This window comes from Leeuwenhoekiella aequorea (assembly GCF_004104375.1).
In the GTDB taxonomy this organism is placed as follows: domain Bacteria; phylum Bacteroidota; class Bacteroidia; order Flavobacteriales; family Flavobacteriaceae; genus Leeuwenhoekiella; species Leeuwenhoekiella aequorea.
The window spans coordinates 30,527-51,415 of record NZ_QOVM01000003.1; the positions used below are offsets into that span (position 1 = coordinate 30,527).

The 20,889-nt window shown below is 35.9% G+C and carries 17 protein-coding genes; 5 read left to right on the forward strand and 12 right to left on the reverse strand.

Going from position 1 to position 20,889, the window contains the following annotated elements:
* Window position 1: 1 nt before the first annotated feature.
* The 12 genes from DSM00_RS07565 to DSM00_RS07620 all read right to left on the reverse strand — a co-directional run bounded on the left by DSM00_RS07565 (window position 2) and on the right by DSM00_RS07620 (window position 15,505).
* A complete protein-coding gene (locus DSM00_RS07565) occupies window positions 2-892 on the reverse strand; it encodes a transglutaminase family protein (RefSeq protein ID WP_128757438.1) in 891 nt (296 codons plus the stop codon).
* Complete coding sequence (locus DSM00_RS07570; protein WP_128757439.1) at window positions 892-3,450, reverse strand: circularly permuted type 2 ATP-grasp protein; 2,559 nt, start codon at window positions 3,448-3,450, stop codon at window positions 892-894. The genes DSM00_RS07565 and DSM00_RS07570 overlap by 1 nt, the downstream gene beginning before the upstream one ends.
* A gap of 16 nt (window positions 3,451-3,466) precedes the next feature.
* Window positions 3,467-6,814, reverse strand: a complete 3,348-nt coding sequence (locus DSM00_RS07575; protein WP_128757440.1) for a transglutaminase family protein — start codon at window positions 6,812-6,814, stop codon at window positions 3,467-3,469.
* A 261-nt stretch (window positions 6,815-7,075) separates the two neighbouring features.
* On the reverse strand, window positions 7,076-8,095 hold the full coding sequence (locus tag DSM00_RS07580) for a threonine aldolase family protein (RefSeq protein WP_128757441.1): 1,020 nt from the start codon (window positions 8,093-8,095) through the stop codon (window positions 7,076-7,078).
* 26 nt (window positions 8,096-8,121) lie between these two features.
* Window positions 8,122-8,928: an SDR family oxidoreductase gene (locus DSM00_RS07585; protein WP_128757442.1), complete on the reverse strand. Its 807-nt coding sequence runs from the start codon at window positions 8,926-8,928 to the stop codon at window positions 8,122-8,124.
* A complete protein-coding gene (locus DSM00_RS07590; protein WP_128757443.1) occupies window positions 8,922-9,989 on the reverse strand; it encodes a type III polyketide synthase in 1,068 nt (355 codons plus the stop codon). The genes DSM00_RS07585 and DSM00_RS07590 overlap by 7 nt, the downstream gene beginning before the upstream one ends.
* Window positions 9,965-10,666 (reverse strand): methyltransferase domain-containing protein, encoded by a 702-nt coding sequence (locus DSM00_RS07595; RefSeq protein WP_128757444.1) that lies wholly within the window; start codon window positions 10,664-10,666, stop codon window positions 9,965-9,967. The genes DSM00_RS07590 and DSM00_RS07595 overlap by 25 nt, the downstream gene beginning before the upstream one ends.
* Window positions 10,663-11,787: an NAD(P)/FAD-dependent oxidoreductase gene (locus DSM00_RS07600; protein WP_241652371.1), complete on the reverse strand. Its 1,125-nt coding sequence runs from the start codon at window positions 11,785-11,787 to the stop codon at window positions 10,663-10,665. The genes DSM00_RS07595 and DSM00_RS07600 overlap by 4 nt, the downstream gene beginning before the upstream one ends.
* A gap of 106 nt (window positions 11,788-11,893) precedes the next feature.
* Window positions 11,894-12,598, reverse strand: coding sequence for an OmpA family protein (locus DSM00_RS07605; RefSeq protein ID WP_128757446.1), 705 nt, complete (start codon window positions 12,596-12,598; stop codon window positions 11,894-11,896).
* 86 nt (window positions 12,599-12,684) lie between these two features.
* Window positions 12,685-13,167, reverse strand: a complete 483-nt coding sequence (locus tag DSM00_RS07610; protein ID WP_128757447.1) for a lipocalin family protein — start codon at window positions 13,165-13,167, stop codon at window positions 12,685-12,687.
* A 24-nt stretch (window positions 13,168-13,191) separates the two neighbouring features.
* Window positions 13,192-13,350 (reverse strand): DUF1328 family protein, encoded by a 159-nt coding sequence (locus DSM00_RS07615; RefSeq protein ID WP_128757448.1) that lies wholly within the window; start codon window positions 13,348-13,350, stop codon window positions 13,192-13,194.
* 145 nt (window positions 13,351-13,495) lie between these two features.
* Complete coding sequence (locus DSM00_RS07620) at window positions 13,496-15,505, reverse strand: alpha-ketoacid dehydrogenase subunit alpha/beta (RefSeq protein WP_128757449.1); 2,010 nt, start codon at window positions 15,503-15,505, stop codon at window positions 13,496-13,498.
* Window positions 15,506-15,657: 152 nt separating this feature from the next.
* Between DSM00_RS07620 and DSM00_RS07625 the strand changes: the two genes are divergently transcribed.
* The 5 genes from DSM00_RS07625 (at window position 15,658) to ppk1 (ending at window position 20,886) form a co-directional block, all read left to right on the forward strand.
* Window positions 15,658-16,608 carry an isopenicillin N synthase family dioxygenase gene (locus DSM00_RS07625; protein ID WP_128757450.1) on the forward strand — a complete coding sequence of 317 codons (951 nt, stop codon included), beginning with the start codon at window positions 15,658-15,660 and terminating at the stop codon, window positions 16,606-16,608.
* A 3-nt stretch (window positions 16,609-16,611) separates the two neighbouring features.
* Entirely contained in the window at window positions 16,612-16,944 is a 333-nt protein-coding gene (locus DSM00_RS07630; protein ID WP_128757451.1) for a translation initiation factor, read from the forward strand.
* A gap of 10 nt (window positions 16,945-16,954) precedes the next feature.
* Window positions 16,955-17,911, forward strand: coding sequence for a DUF1835 domain-containing protein (locus DSM00_RS07635; RefSeq protein ID WP_128757452.1), 957 nt, complete (start codon window positions 16,955-16,957; stop codon window positions 17,909-17,911).
* On the forward strand, window positions 17,892-18,764 hold the full coding sequence (locus tag DSM00_RS07640) for a nucleoside phosphorylase (RefSeq protein ID WP_128757453.1): 873 nt from the start codon (window positions 17,892-17,894) through the stop codon (window positions 18,762-18,764). Before DSM00_RS07635 ends, DSM00_RS07640 begins: the two co-directional genes overlap by 20 nt.
* A gap of 70 nt (window positions 18,765-18,834) precedes the next feature.
* Window positions 18,835-20,886 (forward strand): polyphosphate kinase 1, encoded by a 2,052-nt coding sequence (ppk1, locus tag DSM00_RS07645; RefSeq protein WP_128757454.1) that lies wholly within the window; start codon window positions 18,835-18,837, stop codon window positions 20,884-20,886.
* Window positions 20,887-20,889: the final 3 nt, after the last annotated feature.

A 20,889-nucleotide genomic window follows, 5' to 3' on the forward strand; every position in this document is an offset into this window, starting at 1 on the left:
CTTAAAGAACTCTTGAGATATCTACTTCTACCTTAAGTTTACTTTTTCCGCTGCCATAAACAACTCCTTTTAATGGTGGCACATCATAATAATCACGACCCCAGCCTACTACTATATGTTGATCTCCGGGGATTTGATTGTTTGTAGGGTCAAAATCAACCCATCCAAAGCTGGGAATAAATATCGAAAACCAAGCGTGACTCGCATCTGCTCCGACTAATTTTTCTTGTCCTGCTGGAGGTATTGTTTCAATATAACCACTTACATATCGTGCTGGTAACCCCACTGATCTGATACAGGCAATGGCTATCTGAGCAAAATCTTGGCATACTCCTTTTCTATTTCTCATCACTTCATTAATAGGAGTCGATACACTCGTGAAGCCGGAAACAAAATCAAAATCTATATATATACGTTGCATTAATTCTTCCGCAGCTTCAAATATGGAGCGATTGGGTTTAAAACTTTCTTTTGCATAATTAGAAATAGCTTCGTCTGTCTTTTTTATGAATATAGACTCTAAAGCAAATTGTTTTGCTTCTAATATATCTGGCTCTGTCTTTAATAATGATTTCTTAGCTTGATCTAAGGATATCTTTGAACAAGCATCTGATCTAAAATCATTCTTAAATTGCTCATATTCCCGCCGTATTTTACTTACAGTTGTAACTTTTAATTGGGTATGCTCTTTTTGTATTGAAAACCGAGTGATATAGTTACCAAAAAAATCTACACGCTCTGAAATTTCATCAGCTTCGGGGCTTATGTGAATTTTATACTCAAGCAATTCTTGCCCCAGTGAGCGTCTAGACTTCAACACCGCAATATTATGACAATAACTTACGGGCGCATCATAATCGTATTTTGTGGTATGCGAAATAGAATAGAGCATTATATAGGAAAATTTTGATCTACTAACTGACTTTGTTTATAGGTATGATTAAAATAGGTATTGGATATTGATTGTGAAGTCTTAAACAAAAGGTCGCTTAATTTTTCTAATAAATTATCAAGTTCTTCTCTAAGCAAACCATCAGTATTGGAATTTGCCAATGCTTCTGAACTTGCCAGACGCAGACTTGAGAAAGCCTCAAATACAAATTTTTCGTAATTCATAAACACATCAGATTTTTTTGAATGTGGTAAACGAGCAATATCTTTTTGTAACCTGCCTAGATGAAAAGCTAAAGATCTGGGATAGTGTAAATCCATTAGCAATAAACTTATAACCGGTTCGATACGTATATAGGAACGATAGCTGTATCTGTAGATATTAAGACTTTCGTGACTACTTAAAAGAGATTCTAAAATTTCATATTCCGTTTGACTAGATTGTTTAATTACCAGTAGAGCACGACATTTAGTTATGGTAAGCATACCTTGCTCCAGTTGCAGTCCTATAAAGTATAAAAGTAATCCTTGATCTACCATGATACTTTCTTCAATAAGTCCCATAAAAGCAATTAACCGAGTAATTAGCTGATTTAAAGCGCGAATCAATTTAGTAACCGTTAGGTTTTTTTCAATTTCCAGATTACGCCATATCTTCTGAATATTTTCAAATACCCGCCACATATCACTACTCCATAAATTGCGTATGGAATAATACGAATTGTTAAACATACTCATCGTATTAGCCAAACTTCCTACTCTGTTTCGGTCTAATAGTACTGCTGTCAACTCATCAAGAATTTGATCACTTGATAATTGAGTTGTGTCAGATTTCATAAACCCCGGAAATGTTCCGGTTATTTGTGTGACCGCCTTCAATAGAACTTCTAATTTTCCATTGGTTATATTCTGTTGCGCATGTGCTTCAGGAGCATTTATTTGTTTAAGAACCATTCGCAGAAATCGCGCGTTCACAAGTGTACGCCCTACATACCTTCCTGCCCAATACAAATTTTCAGCAGTTAAACTTGGCAAGTCATCAAGACCACTTACTGAAACTGCAGACTTTCTATTCCAGTTAAAACTCGGTTGCTCATCTGTTTTAGAATTTCCTATAATCCAAAAATCCTTACTGGTGCCGCCGCGTTGATTTGAAACTCTAATGTTATCCCGCTCTGGGGCTACGCGTACCAGACCACCGGGCATAACATTATACCCCATTTTACCGGCAATTGCAAAGGTCCTGGCAACCATATTACGGGGTTCAAAATTCCCTTTACTATAATTAGGAGTTGTAGAAAAACTTATATGTTCTTGAGCAACAAAGTGGTAGGGTTTCTTTTCTATTTCTATTCTTAATGCTTCTAATTCTTTAGCTGAAAGTAATTCTCCAAAGTGAATGTGTTCTCTATTTGTCCGATCTATAGGCTTAATAACCAACTTGTTTAAATTCTCAAGCACAAAATTGCGTTCTTTTTCTTGACCACACCACCAAGATGCGATTTGCGGAAGGTTTAATTCTTCCTTCAAAAAAAATTGACAAATAGCAGGCATAAAAGGTATTAACCCCGGGTTTTCAAGAATACCGCTACCTATGGGATTTACTACTGCTACGTTTTGCCGTCTAACAACATCGAGCAAACCTGCCACACCCAGATGAGAATCTTCGCGTAACTCTAAAGGATCTGCAAAAACATCATCTACTCTGCGCAAAACCACGTGTACGCGCTTAAGACCCTTGAGTGATTTCATATATAACAAACCGTCTCTAACAACCAGATCATTGCCTTGCACTAATGGGTAACCTAAAAAAGATGCTAAATAAGCGTGTTCAAAATAGGTTTCATTATGAGATCCTGGTGTTAAAATAACGATGTTGGGATTTTCGATTTTTTCGGGAGATGCTTCAATAAGTAGCTCGTTAAATTCTTTAAAAAATTCAGACAGCCTTTTAATATTCATATCTGCAAAGACATCTGAAAAAACACGATTGGCTGTAGATCTATTTTCTAAAGCATAACCCATACCAGAAGGTGCTTGGGATCTATCATTTACCACCCACATTCTACCGTCACTACCGCGCGCCAAATCTGCGGCATATAGTAATAGATGTCTATCTATTTTGTAATGAATTTTATCACATTGCCTTAAAAACCCACGATGACTATAAATCACCTCGTGCGGGACAATACCTTCTTTAATTAATTTACGGTCTCCATAAATATCTTTAAGAACTCTGTCTAAAATATCTGCCCGTTGCTTAAGTCCTTTTTCAATAAGTTGCCATTCCTTATAATCTAGCAAAAACGGAACTACATTAAGATTCCACGGTCTATTTAGTCCGTTTGGATCATTATAAACATTGTACGTTACACCATTTTCTTCAAGTAACCAGTTTATATCATTTTGTCGCTGTGTGAGACCATCAACACCTATATCTTTAAAATTTTCTAATAGCTTGTTCCAATCCCCTTTAACATCAAGATCTGCTGTAAACATCTCGTCATAGGTATTGTCTGTAAAGTATTTTGAAAACCAAGCATTTTTAGCTTCGGCCATAGTTAGGGTTCTATAGTTATTTCTTTCTCAAATCTAATAAGTGTGGAAATTCGGGATTTACAGGAATTTCTTTAAAGTTGAAGGCTTTTTCAGAACTTGTTGTTTTAAAGCTTCGTGTAACTGTCCCGGTAACCGGCTCAGTTTCGGAAGGATTAATTGTGCCTTGCGTGTGCCCCATCTCCCAAAATCTATTAATGCGTCGAGATTCTGCTTCTAAGCTGTTTATAGGATAAGTCTCATAACTTCTTCCACCGGGATGAGATACAAAATATGTGCAACCACCTATTGATCGCTGATTCCATAAATCTACCACATCAAATACTAAGGGCGTATCTACTCCTATTGTAGGATGTAATGCCGACCAAGGATCCCACGCTTTATACCGCACTCCGGCCACATATTCTCCTTTTACTTCAGTTTTACTGAGCTGAACTTTAACCCCATTGCAACTTACTACATAACGCTCATCATTAAAGTTTGAGATTTTTATCTGTACACGCTCAAGTGAGGAATCTACGTAACGTGCAGTACCTCCTCCTGTCATTTCTTCACCAAGCACATTCCAGGGTTCAATAGCAGCTCGCAATTCTATCTGCATCTCTTTAATATCTACGAGACCATACAACGGAAATCTAAATTCAAAAAACGGATCAAACCAATCCAATTTAAATGAATAACCTGCAGTATTTAACTGATTTACGATATCTTTTATATCTTCTTTTACATAGTGCTCCATTAAAAATTTATCGTGCAATTGTGTACCCCACCGAACTAATTTATGCTTATAAGGCTCTTTCCAAAACCAAGAAACCAGTGTGCGCACCAGCAACATTTGCATAAGACTCATTTGTGGATGTGGAGGCATATCAAAGGCGCGTAATTCTAAAATGCCTAAACGTCCCGATGACGAATCTGGTGAATACAATTTATCTATACAGAACTCAGCACGGTGTGTATTACCCGTTATATCTGTGAGCAAATGCCTAAATAATCGATCTGTTAACCAGTAAGGAACCTCTTCTCCTTCCGGAATTTGATTAAAGGCAATTTCTAATTCATAAAGATTTTCAGCTCTACCTTCATCTACTCGCGGCGCCTGACTGGTAGATCCTATAAATCCTCCAGAAAACAAATACGATAATCCTGGATGATGCTGCCAGAACGTTAACAAACTTCTTAGCATATCTGGTCTTCGTAATAACGGACTATCGGCAGGTGTTGTCCCTCCTAAAGTAACATGGTTACCGGTACCGGTATGCTTGCCATCAAGCATAAATTTTTCAGTACCTAAACGGCTCCTTTTTGCTTCCTCATACAACGTAAGGGTCGTTTTTGTTAATTCACTCCAGTTCTTAGAAGGGTGCACATTTACTTCTATCACTCCAGGGTCTGGCGTAACTTTTAAAACTTCTAACCGAATATCTCTTGGAGGTTCATAACCTTCAATTAAAACAGGCACACTAAGCGCCTTTGCTGTAGTTTCTATCGAGGCAATAAGATCTAGAAAAGTTTCTGCATCATCAAGTGGCGGTAAGAAAAGATACAATCTCTTTTCTCGTACCTCAGCACAAATCGCTGTGCGTGCAAATGGATTCTTCTCTTTCTTATCTGCATTATAATCTATCTTACTTTTAGAAACTTCTGTTTTTTTATTTCGTCTTTCACTTAAAGCTTCACCGTAAGCACCAAAGGGTTTGCGTTTATCAAATAAATCTGGTTCTGTAATATCCTGTGAAGGAGTTTCTGGATTTTCAATTAGGGAATTAAGAGGTAATCTATAACCAACAGGAGAATTGCCAGGTATTAAAAACAATTTTTTCTGTCTAAATTCCCAAGCATTGGTAACCCATTTACCTCTAATATTTGCTAGTGGCATAACATGCCCTATTTTTTTATCAAGTCCTTGTTCTAGTATTTTATTAAGTCTGTTACGTACTGATGTAGCGGTATCATCCCCTTTTAGAGGATCTACGTCTATGGGCAATCGCCCCTCTTCCCACATAAAATAAAATACATCTTCATACGCCGGCATAATATATTCCAAACGCACCCCTAGATTAAGGGCCAGATCTTGTAGAAACTTTTTAGTAATACCCTGCGGAAGCTCATATTCTTTAGTAAATGATGCCATTAGCCCTTGATCCTTCCAGATAGGTTCACCATCTTTACGCCAATGCATCCCAATTGCCCATCGCGGAATAGGCTCACCTGGATACCATTTTCCCTGAGCGTGATGAAACATTCCTCCTTTAGCAAATTTATCTAGTAGCCTTTTTGATAAATCTTCGGAAAGTTTACGTTTTTCAGGTCCGTCTGCTGCAGTATTCCACTGTTCAGACTCCATATCATCTATAGAGACAAATGTGGGTTCACCCCCCATAGTTAGTCGCACATCGTTATCCTGTAATTCCTGTTCTACATCATAACCTAGTTCATATATTTCTTTCCATTGGCCTTCTGTATAAGGCTTTGTAACTCTGGGAGATTCAAAAATACGCGTCACCGAATTATCAAACTCAAATTCAGTTTCAGCAGGATCAGAAAACCCAACTACCGGAGCAGCACTTTCAAAAGATGGTGTGCACGCAAGGGGTATGTGACCTTCACTTGCTAAAAGTCCTGAAGTAGCATCAAGACCTATCCATCCCGCTCCGGGGACATACACCTCAGCCCAGGCGTGTAAATCTGTAAAATCTTCCTCGGGACCAGAAGGACCATCGAGTGATTTCTCGTCTGATTTAAGTTGTACTAAGTAACCCGACACAAATCGTGCTGCCATCCCGAGGTGACGTAGTGATTGTACAAGTAACCAGGCAAAATCCCGACAAGAACCCAGTTTTTTTTCTAAGGTTTGCTCACACGTTTGCACGCCTGGTTCCATGCGTACAGTATAGTCTAGATATTCATTAATGTGCCTATTTATGCCTATTAAAAAATAAATAGTTAATTGCTCTTTTGTATCTATAGTCTTTAAAAAAGAGACTAATTGAGGTCCGCTGTCTGTAATCTCAAGATAAGGAAGCAATTCTTTTTTTAATGATTCTGAATATTTAAACGGAAAATTTTCGACAGCTTCTTCAACAAAAAAGTCAAAAGGATTAATCGTTTTTAAATCGGCTAATATCTCAACATCAATAGATAATTCATCTGTTTTTTCAGGAAAAACTACACGTGCTAAATAATTTCCAAATGGATCCTGCTGCCAGTTAAAGAAATGATTTTCGGGTTTAATTTTTAAGGAGTAAGCCTCAATAGGAGTTCTGCTATGTGGAGCAGGGCGTAATCTAAATATATGTGGCGAAAGCGAAATACGTTTATCATACTTATATTTTGTCTTATGAGAAATAACGACTTTTAACGCCATAAAATGCTGTATTAATATATATTAAGTAGCCTAACCTAAGTTAGCAACCACATATTAAATATAGCACACAGATACTAAATTACTGCCAAAAGGCTCAAAAAGTGTTTACTCCATTATTACTTTTCAACAATTATTATTTTATCCTATTATCAAGCTTATATCATCAATCAAAACAGAATAATATTATTAAAAACAACAAAAGCAGAAAGAGGTAGGATACCCATTCTGCTTTTATAAACTACTAGCCTTACTCGTCAACAATTAATATGTATTTAAAAACTCGAGAAATCTTTTATGCATTTGGTCTGTATAATCATAATGAGTTACTATACGCAACTTACCTTTCCCTAAGGCACTAATATGAATATCTTCATCTTGTAATTTTTGGATGAATTGTAACTCGTTTGCATTGGCATTCAGATTAAAAATTAAAATATTTGTCTCTACAGGCTCCACATGCGCTACGTCGGGATGCTTCATCAAGGCTATTGAAAGTTCCTGAGCTTTTTTATGATCTTCATCCATTCGCTGCCAGTTATGCTCTAATGCATAAAGACCTGCTGCCGCTGCAAAACCTACCTGACGCATTCCCCCACCAAGTACTTTGCGTACCCGCATTGCTTTATCCATAAACTTTTGCTTTCCTACAAGAACAGATCCCATAGGAGCGCCAAGACCTTTTGATAAGCATACAGATATCGTATCAAAAGCAGCTCCATAATCTTTAGGAGATTCATCGGTTACCACAAGAGCATTCCATAAGCGTGCGCCATCAAGGTGAAAACCTAAACCATTGTCTTCACATACTTTCTTTATTTTAAGGATCTCTCTAAAATCATAACAAGCACCACCACCTTTATTTGTCGTATTTTCTAAACAAACTAAAGAGGTTAATGGACTGTGATAAAAGTCTGGAGGATTTATACTTTCTTCAACCTGATCTGCGGTAATCATCCCACGATGACCATCAAGTAACCTGCAAGACACACCACTATTAAAAGAAACTCCTCCTCCTTCATAATTATATACGTGCGCATACTTATCTGCTATTAACTGCTCGCCAGGCTGTGTATGAATTTTAATTGCTGCTTGATTAGTCATACTTCCGGTAGGAAAATATAAAGCACTATCCATCCCAAAAAGTTCTGCAATATGTTCTTCAAGTCTATTAACGCTAGGATCTTCTTTATAAACATCATCCCCCACTTCGGCTTGCATCATTGCTTCAAGCATTCCTTTTGATGGCTTAGTCAACGTATCGCTACGCAAATCTATTCTCATAGTATATATTTTAAATTTTCTTGTATTTATCTTAAGTGTTCGCCCCCATCTACTGGAATCACTGTACCATTAATCCAGTTTGCTTCAGGCTTTGCCAATAGGTAAACCACATTGGCAACATCTTCTGGTGTTGTTAATCGTTTTTGTGGATTGCGCTCTAATGCTTGATCTATTAACAAATCACTTCCCGGAATAAGCTTTAAACTTTCAGTATTTGTAACTCCTGCTTGTATGCAATTTGCTGTTATAAGTAATGGTGCATATTCATAAGCCATACTGCGTATTATAGCTTCAAGCGAAGCTTTAGCCATAGATACCGCAGCATAATTAGGTAAAGGTTTTGTGCTTCCCTCACTCGTAAAGGTCAATATTCTGCTATTTTTTTCAAATAATTTTTCAGCTACAAAGGCTTTTACCCAAGTATAAAGACTCACAGCCATTGCATCTGCCGTAAGTAGAAAGTCTGTACCGGTGAGGGTTGCTATACTTTTATCTGTACTATAGATGGGTTTTAAATTTCCTTTAGCGATGCTGTGTAAGAGTAATTTTAAAGTAGCTTGCCGGTCATTAAAAAAACGAATCACATCTTCGATGGTTTCCTCCTGAAGAGCATCTTTATTAAAACAACTAATTTTTACTCCAAGTTCTCGAAGCTTATCGCAAGCAGCATTAAATTCTTCAAGTTTACTTCTTCTTGTACGATGTACGATACAAATATTCAACCCGTTCTGTGCAAGTTTTTTAACTGAAGCAAAGCCCAAGCCACTACTACCTCCTAAAACAAGTGCCCATGAATTTGAATGTGGTTTTGTATTAAATTCAAAATTTACCATTGTAACAATATACGTTGTGCAGAAAATCCAGGTCCAAAACTAAGCATTAGTCCGTATTCTCCATTTTCAATCTCTCTATTTAAAAAACGTTCTAATACATACAACACCGTAACACTACTCATATTGCCGTACGCTCTCAAAACTTCTTTAGTGTCATCGATATTTTTACCCATCTCACCAAAGAGACCTTCAACGGTTTGCACAATTTTCTTTCCGCCAGGGTGAAAAATCAAATGATTTATATGTTCTATCGAAAGATCATTATTTTTTAAAAACGGATTTATTAATAAAGGAAAGTGCGACGCAATAGTTTCTGGCACACTCGGGTCTAAGATCATTTTTAATCCGGAATTTGTGAGTTTAAATCCCATCATATGTTCTGCATCATAAAAATGATACATTCCTGTATCTTTTATCCTGGGACCACTATCTTCTTCTTTAGAGGATAATAACACACAAGCACCGCCATCACCAAATATCGCAGCACTCACGATATTTGCCATAGAATAATCATCTAGTTGAAAAGTAGCTGTGGGACTTTCTACTGCAATAACTGCCGCACGTTTACCAGGATTGGCTTTCAAAAAATCATTAGCATATAAAATTCCAGAAATTCCTGCAGCACAGCCCATCTCGGTGACCGGAAGCCTTACAATATCTTGCCTCAGCTTCAATTTATTAATAAGATATGCGTCTAACGACGGAATCATAATGCCAGTACAACTTACCGTAATGATATAGTCTATACTTTGTGCATCCCAATCCGCTTTTTCTAGGGCATCTTTTAAAGCGGTTTCTCCAAGTTTAATAACCTCTCTAGAATAAATTTCATTTTTTTCTTCAAAAGAAGAAGCTGTAAACACCTCTTCCGGAGCCATAATACTGTACCGCTTATCTACGGCAGCATTAGTAAATATCTTCTTTACCTTTCTGCGAAAGCGCTCCTCCTGATTTTCTAACCAACTGTCTAAAAGTGGCATTATATCCTGAGTTTCCCTATGATATTGAGGAATCGCTTTACTTACACTAGTAATTTTTACTTCTGTTTTTCTAAAATCCATAAATATCTAAAAGCCCATCGCCAGTTCAATTTATAAGACGCGACTTTGAGCTTGCTTGTAAACATTAATAATTCGTTTTTATTAAATGCCCGTTCAATAGATATCAATCCATCGTGGCGGGCTATATGCGTTTTCATAAATACAGTACTAAAGCCTTTAAACAGAATATGGGCAATTTTGGAACGATGTAAGTCATTAATTACCACGCCTAACTTAGAAAGCTTTAGAAATTGTTTAAGAAATACAAGAATTTCATCGTTTGTAAAATGATGCATCGTAAGTACAGAGATAATAATATCACATTGAAAAGAGGTACTTTCTAATTGTAGAATATCTTGTTTTTTATATACTATTTCAGGATAGTCTTTAGATTGTTGTCTTGCCAAATCAAGACTCTTTTCATTAAGATCTAGTCCTACTAATTCTACCTGTATACGTTGTGCACGCATATGGTTTGCAATTTTTCGAAGCATCGCACCATCACCACAACCTAGATCTACAATTTTATATTTCTCCTGCGGAAATTTATTTATAAAATAGCGAATTCCCTCAACGGTAATGTGTTCACCTCCCAGCCATTTGTTGACTAATGTAACATCCTTTAGAGCAGATTGAAGTGTTACACGATCAAGTGTAGGGTCATCCATCAATTCTGGAGTAAGCTTTCTATTTTTCAATTCTTTACAGGTTTGCCGTGAGTAGCTTTAATTATATATTTTAACAAAAATGGAAAGTTCTGTATAAGCTTAAAACAATAGCGCGTCGCTAATCTATTTTGAAATAGTGTTTGTAGCGCACTCCCAATTCGTAATCGGGAATTAAATTCTTTTTTCCAGCTTTTTTCATAATTTCTTTCTAGTTGTGATCGACTCCAATTACCCGTATCAAATTTGATGATATGCTCAGATAATAGTTGAGCACCTCTTACAGCCATAGCCATCCCATTACCACATAGGGGATGTATGAGACCTGCACTATCCCCACACATGAATATATGATTTTCTATAACCTTCTTTTGATCGAAAGAGATTTGACTTATGGTTAATGGCTTTTCAAATAGCGGTGTAGCCTCCTTAAAAAATGTCTTTAATCTCGGATTTCTTTCTAAGACATTCTCTTGAAAATTTATAAGGCTAGACCGTTCCTTAAAAGCATCCAGGTGTGTTATATAACACACATTTATTCTGTTCTTCTCCACACTAGAAATACCGCAATAGCCACCATCAAAATTATGTAAACTCACGGTATTACTATTTACAGATCCTGAGTAATGGCCTTTAACAGCCAGCCACGGAGTCTTTAAAGTTATAAATTTACGATGGAGCGCTTTGTCTAAATTAGACCTTTTCCCATAACTTCCGATAACTAAATTCACCTCGTATTCGTTACCTAACAAGGTCTGAAGGCTGAAAATTTCGTTGTTTTTTTCTACAGATTGCACTTGTTCTTGCACTATTCTTACATCTGCTTTTTTGGCTGCAGCCATTAAATTATAGTCAAGCAAATATCTACTTATACTAAAACCTCCTAGAGGAAGTTTGGCTTCAATGGGCTCACCTTGAACGGTTGTGAATTCAAAATTCGTTATTGGCACTGCTCCCCATTCAAAAGGATTTATTCCTAAAGTAATCCAATACGGTAAAATTTCATTAGAAATATATTCTCCGCAAACTTTATGTTTGGGATACCTTTCTTTTTCAAAAAGAAGCACCTCAAAACCGGCCTTACTTAGATGCAAAGCAGCTGTTAAACCAGCAAGTCCACCACCAATAATTCCTATTCGTTCTATTCTCTTCAAAGCATATTGAAGATACTCATTCCGGCGCATAAAAAAACCTCATTGTAAATTTATTTACAATGAGGTTTATATTTTAATTCACACAGAAGTGTGCACTAACTCTTTTTTATTGACCTTCGCCAGCTTCTTTAATAGCTTCATTCTTCATCTCTTGATTAGGAACAATTGCTAACGTAACACGACGGTTTTTAGAACGACCTTCTGCAGTATTATTATCATACTTAGGTTGCTCCTCACCATACCATTGCGTAGTAAATCTACCAGCACTAATACCTTGTGATGTTAAATAGTTAGTCACAGCTTGTGCTCTATTTTTAGACAATGTCATATTGTATTCTGCGGCACCACTGCTATCTGTATGACCTACTACAAGTACGTTAGTTTGTGGGTATTCTTTCATTACTGTAGAAAGACCATTTAAAGTTTGTTGAGAGGCTGCATTGATATCATATTTTGCAGTAGCAAAATAAACACCACTGTTTTCATCAAAGTTTACGATAATACCATCATCAACACGTTCTACTTGTGCTCCTGGAATTTCTTCTTCAATACGTTTTGCTTGGTTATCCATACGCTTACCGATAACATTACCAGCAGCACCACCTACAACACCACCTATTACAGCACCTAATGCACCACCATCACCTTTGGTACCTACGTTGTTCCCTATAACAGCACCTATAATAGCACCACCAGCAGCACCTATTACACTACCTTTTTGCTGATTATTAGCATTTTTTGTGGCTTCACAGCCTGTAAGCATAGTAATAGCAATAGCTAATACCGAAACATTTCTTAATATAGATTTCATAATTATTGTATTATTAGTTAGCATAAAAATAATGCTTTCAGTTTAAGTTAATTCACTTAAATAGAAAGCATTATATTAAATTATTATTATTCAGAAATTTTAGAAAAGTTCATCACGATTGTGAATGGTTTTCCATCAACTTGAACGGTTTGTGTAAAGGTTAATTGGTTTTCTGATAAGTAATTGATGTTAAGTCTAAAACCTGCATTGTTCATTGTAGATTTCATCTTAGCATCTGTAGGCTTTAATAAAATATCATATGATGTTGTACCTTCTTGTTCTGGAATACTCCATACAAAGAAACGCTGACCATCTGAACATGTACTACCTGAAATTTCATAATTACCAAAATTGTTATTTGGTATAAATCTCCAAGTGCTTCCTACAAAACATTCTGAAGATGCGTCTCCAAAAAGAGTTACATCATAAATTCCTGTAGCGTTGTTGTAATTGATATTGTCTAAATTCCAATAGCCTTTAAGAGTTTTTCTAGACTCCTTTACAACCTGACTAGATCCGCAAGATGCAAGAACTAAACAAACTAAAACCAGTGTGATTACTTTTTTCATAATTGAATTTTGGTTTGTACTATATTATCTAAACAATCTTGATAAAAGACTAATTAAGAATAATACTATAAAAATAAAGAATAAGATTTTTGCGATGCTCTCAGCTCCTGAAGCTATTCCACCAAATCCGAATATTGCTGCGATTATAGCAATGACGATAAATATAACTGTCCAACGTAACATAATTTTTGATTTTTTTGGTTAGTAATGATTCAAAAGTAATGTTAGCCTAGAATGTGTTTCCATTTATTAATAGTGTTTAACTAGAAGCTGTTAAAATCAGTTAACAAATTTTAATGCACATTTAGATTTCAATAAAATTTTAACATTAATAGGCAAGTACTTCGAGTAAGGCCTCTTTAATTTTTCGCTTGGGTAAATAAATCTCTTCCAGCGCATTTGCAAATGGAATGGGCGTATCAATACTACTTAAACGCTTAACTGGGGCATCTAAATAATTAAACAAATCTTCTGAAATACGTGCCGAAATATCGGCCATTATCGTCCCAAAAGACGAATCTTCAGTAACCAATAATACCTTGCCAGTTTTGTGTACTGAAGCTTTTATTGTCTCAAAATCTAAGGGAACCAGCGATCGCAAATCAATTACATCTGCCCGCACGCCCTCTATAGTTTCTAACATTTCAAGGACCCAATGTACCGATGCTCCATACGATATAACTGTAATTTGATCTCCAGTTCTAATAACCGATGCTTTACCTATTTCTAATGTATAATAGTCCTGAGGAACCTCTTGCCGATATGTCCTATATAATGCTTTGTGTTCAAAGAAAAGCACGGGATTAGGATCTTCTATAGCCGCAGCTAACAATCCCTTAGCATCATAAGGGAAAGCTGGATATATAACTTTTAAGCCTGGAGTGTGTGTAAACCAAGCCTCGTTAGTTTGGCTATGAAATGGCCCCGCTCCCACTCCTGCTCCACAAGGCATACGTATTACCACATCTGCAGATTGCCCCCATCGGTAATGTGATTTTGCTAAATAATTTACAATAGGATTAAATCCGCTGCTCACAAAATCTCCAAATTGCATTTCTACAACAGCTTTAAAATTATGTATGGCCAGCCCCATTGCCACCTCAACAATTGCCGATTCACAAATAGGCGTATTGCGCACCCGTTCTTTTCCATAGGTGGCTAAAAAACCTTCTGTAACCTTAAAAGCTCCTCCATACGCTGCGATATCCTGACCCATAATCACAAGGTTATCAAATTTGCTCATACTCAAATCGAGCGCTTGAGAGATTGCATCTATAAATCGTATTTCTTTAAGAAAGGAATCACTAGGATGAATTATTTTTGAGGTATTCTGAGCATAAACATCGTTTAATTCTAGGGCTTCAGAAGATTCAATTTCGACTTCAGAAAATGTCCTACTAAGAGCTGCATCAATTTCTTCTGCAAATTCAGAATTTATAAGTGTGTCATTTTCCGCAGATAAAATATTCTCACGCAGTAAAAATGATCTATAATTTGCTACAGGGTCTAAGTTTTGCCAATGAGATAATAAATGCTTGGGAACATATTTAATACCACTGGCTTCTTCGTGGCCACGCATTCTAAAAGTTTTAAACTCTAATAATACGGGTCTGGGATTCTCCCGCATAGTCTGAGCCACACGGCTTACCAGATTATAAACTTCAAGTATATTATTTCCCTGTACGATATGACTTTCAATACCATATCCTTTACCCCTATCTGCTAAATGCTCACATCTGTATTGCTCATTTGTGGGTGTTGAGAGTCCGTATCCATTATTTTCTATGCAGAATAAAACCGGTAAATCCCATACCGCTGCAACATTAAGTGCCTCGTGAAAATCCCCTTCACTAGTACCTCCTTCACCAGTAAAAACGGCTGTGATTTTCTTTTCATTTTTTAATTTATGAGCTAGAGCTATCCCATCTGCAACGCCAAGCTGCGGACCCAAATGCGATATCATTCCTATAATCTTATATTCTTGTGTTCCAAAATGGAAACTGCGATCTCTACCTTTGGTAAATCCATTTGCTTTTCCCTGCCATTGACTAAATAACCGATCTAAAGGCACATTTCTTTGAGTAAAAACTCCCAGATTGCGATGCATAGGCAAAATATACTCATCAGATTGCAGTGCGGCAGTTACTCCTACTGCAATAGCTTCTTGCCCGATACCACTAAACCATTTCGTTATTTTTCCCTGGCGCAGTAGTAAAAGCATCTTCTCTTCAATCACCCGAGGTTTCAATAAATCTCTGTACAATTTGATAAGTACTTCATCGCTATGAGCATACCGTTCAAATTCTAAAACATCGGAAAGATTGCGAGTTGATATCATATTTCATTTTTGGTATTTTAAAAGTAATTAATATCTCTGTTGTAATCAGAAATTATAATGCAGGCTTATTTATTTAAGTTTAGTTATAATTTTTTGGTTATCTATTATGTTATATTTGAAAGTCAAATGTTTTATTGAATTCACAATTAGTTATGAATAATATTCCAAGTGTAGATCTAGCAGATTTTCTTAGTGAAGATAAAAGTCGCAAATTAAAATTTGTTGATGAGATAGGTAAAGCCTACGAAGAGATCGGTTTTGTATCCTTAAAAAATCATTTTCTTGATGATGCCTTAGTTGATGATTTGTATTCTGAAGTTAAATCATTTTTTGATCTTCCTGAAGATATCAAACAAGGCTATGAGATAGAAGGTCTGGGTGGACAACGGGGTTATATATCTTTTGGTAAAGAGCACGCTAAAGGAAAAAAAGAGGGAGATTTAAAAGAATTTTGGCACTTTGGCCAAGAGGCTGAAGCAGATGCAAATCTTATAGAAGAGTATCCTGAAAATGTAACTGTAAAAGAGTTAGAAAATTTTAACGAGACTGGAATGCAAGCTTACAAAATGCTTGAAAAAACTGGAATCTACGTTTTAAGAGCTTTAGCTTTATATCTTGAATTGGATGAATTTTATTTTGACCATTGGGCAAAAAATGGAAATAGCATCTTAAGACCTATTCATTATCCTCCTATTACAGAAGAACCTAAAGGTGCTGTACGTGCGGGTGCCCATGGCGATATTAATCTCATTACACTTTTAATGGGTGCTTCGGCAGGTGGTTTACAGGTTTTACGCAAAGATGGAGAGTGGATTGATGCGATTCCTAACGAGGACGAACTAGTGATAAATGTAGGTGATATGCTGGAGAGACTTACTAATAATAAGTTGAGATCTACAATTCATCGTGTAATTAATCCTCCTAAAGAGCAGTGGGATACACCACGTTATTCTATTCCATTTTTTATGCATCCGCGTAGCGAAATGCCTCTTAATTGTCTAGAAGAATGTATCGATGAGGAGCATCCAAAAGCTTTTGAAGATATTACTGCTGGAGAATTTTTACATCAACGTCTTGTTGAAATCGGATTGATCAAAAAATAATTTATGGACCTTTCTGACCAACTGAAAAATCTATTTCCAGATCACACGCCCGAGGAGTCTAATCATACCGACGATTCTAAGGATTTAGGGATCTGGATGCAAGAAGATCCGTTATTATGTAAATACGAAAAAAGAAAAGGAAAGCCTATTACAATAATAGAAGGATACACAGGAGCTGATAGTGATTTTAAAATTCTTGCTAAAGAATTAAAAACAATGTTAGGTGTAGGTGGTAGTTTTAAAAAAGAAAAAATAATAATTCAAGGTGATTACCGCGATAAAATAATGTCTTTCTTAAAAGATAAAGGCTTTAAGACAAAACGGGTAGGCGGTTAATATTAAAGCTATGGGAAATTCTGTATTGCATATCACAAATGGTGATAATTTAACTACACGTCTAGAAAGTTTAAATCTCAAAGGTGACATTATTGTTTGGAGAGAGATGCTATGCGAAGGCCCCACACCAGTTGAAGTAGGATCTCAGAGTTTTTTTGAATCCCGAAAAAAATTTCTTAGTGAGCAATATAAAATTTCACCATCAGATTATGAAGAGAAATTTGAACACGAACTTGGGAAATTAGCAACCTTACAAAATTATGAAAAGATCGTTCTCTGGTTTGAGTTCGATCTTTTTTGTCATATAAATATGCTGGCCGCCATAAGCTACTTAATGCAACATCATAAAACAGCACCTATTTATATGGTCTGTAGTGGTTGGGTAAAAGGTCTTGCTCAACTTAAAGCGCTTTCAGATCTCACTGATGAACAACTGGCCATGCATTACACAAATAAACTTGCGCTAACGCAAGATGATTTGACTGTAGCGAATCATATATGGAAGCTTTATTGTGAAGAGAAACCAATCGAACTGAAAGCAGAAATAAGCAAAAAATCTAATTTTAATTACCTGTCTAGTTGTATACGTGCTCACATTGAGCGATTTCCTAATATTAACTCCGGATTAAATACGCTCGAAACAAATATTCTAAAACTCATTGATTTGCATCAAATTACAGGTAAAAGTCAGTTATGTGATTATGCACTTAATTACCAAGGGTATTATGGTTATGGAGATGTGCAAATTGAAAATATGATTAAAACCCTACGCCCATTTTATACACAAAAGAATGGTGTTTTACAGTTAACACGACAGGGTAATCAGGTTTTAGAAGGTGCAACAAATTTCTACTCAATTTTGAAAAATGATTTTCAATTTGGAGGTACACGAAAATATGATTATCTGTATGACCCAATAAATCATAAACTTATTAAACACAGTGAGAATGCAACTTCCACAATCTGAATTAATACTTAATAAAGATGGCAGTATCTACCATTTAAATCTTTTACCAAAAGAAATTGCAGATACTATAATCACCGTTGGCGATCCAGAAAGGGTTGAAAGCGTGACCCGTTTTTTTGATAAAATTGAGGTTAGCAAACACAAAAGAGAATTTAAAACGCAAACGGGCTATTATAAAAATAAACGAATAACAGTTATATCTACGGGAATAGGAACAGACAATATTGACATTGTTTTAAATGAGCTTGATGCCCTAGTTAATATTGATTTGAAAACACGTCAACTCAAAAAAGAATTGACTTCCCTAAATATCATACGTTTGGGTACGAGCGGCGCAATACAGCAAAACATACCTATAGATTCAATTTTAATAAGTAAAAAAGCACTTGGGTTTGACGGGCTCTTTCATTATTACGAGTCTAAGCATTTAAGAGATCTGGCATTTGAAAATGCATTTGTAGAGCAAACACAATGGGATGAGGCTAAAAATTATCCCTATTGTGTGCCGGGGGATTCAGATTTAATCGCACATTTTGATAATGAAAACACCTATAAAGGTGTAACTGCGACAAACATTGGATTTTATGGTCCACAAGGACGGAAACTAAGACTTGAACTCGCAGATAATGCGTTGAATACTAAGATTGAAAATTTTCAATACAATTCAGAGAAAATCACAAATCTGGAGATGGAAACATCAGGCATTTATGCATTGAGTTTATTACTAGGTCATCGTGCAATTTCTATTAATGCTATAATGGCAAATAGAATTAATGGCACCTTTAGCAAACAAGGATCAAAAACCGTTGAAAGTATGATCATACAAGCACTAGACCGAATCGCGTTACTATAAATTTCTTTTAACAAAAGCTTAATTCAGACCGTAGTAGGCTTTCGTATTTTTGATAAAAATACGATCATAAATGAATTCAGAAATAGCTGATAACTTAAAACATAGAGATTTAAACTGGCTAAGCTTTAATGCTCGAGTTTTACAAGAAGCACAAGACAAAAAATTTAATCCGCTCTTTGAGCGAATGAAGTTTTTAGCTATTTATTCTTCTAATCTTGATGAATATTTCAGGGTACGCGTAAGTCAGTTAAGGCAAATTAAACGAGTAGAAAAAAGCATTCGTAAAAAACTTGCGTTAAGACCTAATAAAACTGTTAAGGAGATCATTGCCCGTGTAAAAGAGCAACAAGAGATTTTTGGAGCCATCTTCAACAATAAAATAAAACCAGAATTAGCAGCAAACCATATTGTGCTTGTTGCTTCCGAAGAATATACAGAAGTTCAGAAACAGATTGCTAATGTGTGGTACGTTTCTCATCTTAAAAACATAGTTAATCCCTTTCTATTCAATCCTGCAACAGAAAGTGAAATCTTCCTTGAAAATCAAAGCCTCTATTTCTGTGTTACCTTTTCTGATTCAAAAAAAATAGGATTTGTAAAATTACCTACAGATACTAATGATCGTTTTGTAGAATTAGGAAAACAAGATGACACCTATTCTATTACTTTCCTGGATGATATTATAAGACACGAAATTGCTACTATATTTGATTCACAGTCTATCGATGGAGTTTATGAAATCAAACTCTCTAGAGATGCAGAATTATATATCGATGACGAACTAGATGGTATACTAGCAGAGCGTATATATAAATCCTTAGAGCAACGTCAAGAAGGACAACCTACACGTTTACTCTATGATGCAAGTATGCCAAAAACAGTTGCTAAAAAATTACGAAAGCTTTTGAAGCTTGGCAAAATAGATATGATGCCCGGAGGTCGCTATCATAACTTTAATGACTTCTTTAAGTTTCCAGATCCTACAAATAATAAAAATCTTCATTATGAAGATAAGCCGGTAATTAAGCATAAAGCCTTAGAGAATGCAACAAATTATTTTGATGCTATACGTAGTAAAGATCATTTAGTGCATTTTCCATTTATGAGTTTCAACTATGTAGAACGCTTTGTAGAACAAGCTGCAAATGACAAAGATGTTACTCACATTAAAATATCATTGTACAGGGTTGCAGATGAGTCTGCACTCACAACCTCGTTACTAAAGGCTATTGAAAATGGAAAGCTTGTAACCATATTTATAGAGGCCAAAGCACGTTTTGATGAAGAAAATAATATTACGTGGGGACGCAAATTTGAAGAAAAAGGAGCGCGCGTAATTTATAGTTACCCACGTATTAAGGTTCATTCAAAAATTCTAATGGTAGAACGTACCGAAAATGATAAATCTAAACGATACGCTTATATCGGGACCGGAAACTTTAATGGTGATACTTCTAAAATATACTGCGACCACGGCTTATTTACTGCTAATAACAAAATTGCCAAAGAATTAAGCAGGGTGTTTGAAGTTCTTGAAGGTAAGCTTATTGTGCCCAGAAATAAACATTTACTTATTTCTCCATTTACTACAAGGCGTACGTTTGAAAAACTAATTCATTCAGAAATTGAAGCAGCTCAGGCTGGTAAGACGGCAAAGATTACCGCAAAAATGAATAGCCTTGAGGATAAAGATATCATAGAATTATTATACAAAGCGAGCCAGGCAGGAGTACAAATTCGTCTAATCATTAGAGGTTTTACTTGTTTAATACCTGGAGTAAAAGGACTAAGCGAGAATATTTACATCACTTCCATTATTGATAGATATTTAGAACACGGTCGTATTTATCTGTTCCATAATAGTGGCGATGAGCAAATGTATATAGGTTCTGCAGATTGGATGACTCGCAATCTAGACAGGCGTATAGAAGTTTTAGTTCCTATTTACGATGAAAATTTATTCACTGAATTGAAAGACATATTTGCCCTGCAATTGAATGATAATTGTAAAGCACGTATTCAAGACGCAGAAGAGCAGAATTTGTATGTTGAGAAGTTAGATGGAGAAGCAGAGATACGTTCTCAATATGCTATTTATGATTACTTAAAATCAAAAAACTAACAA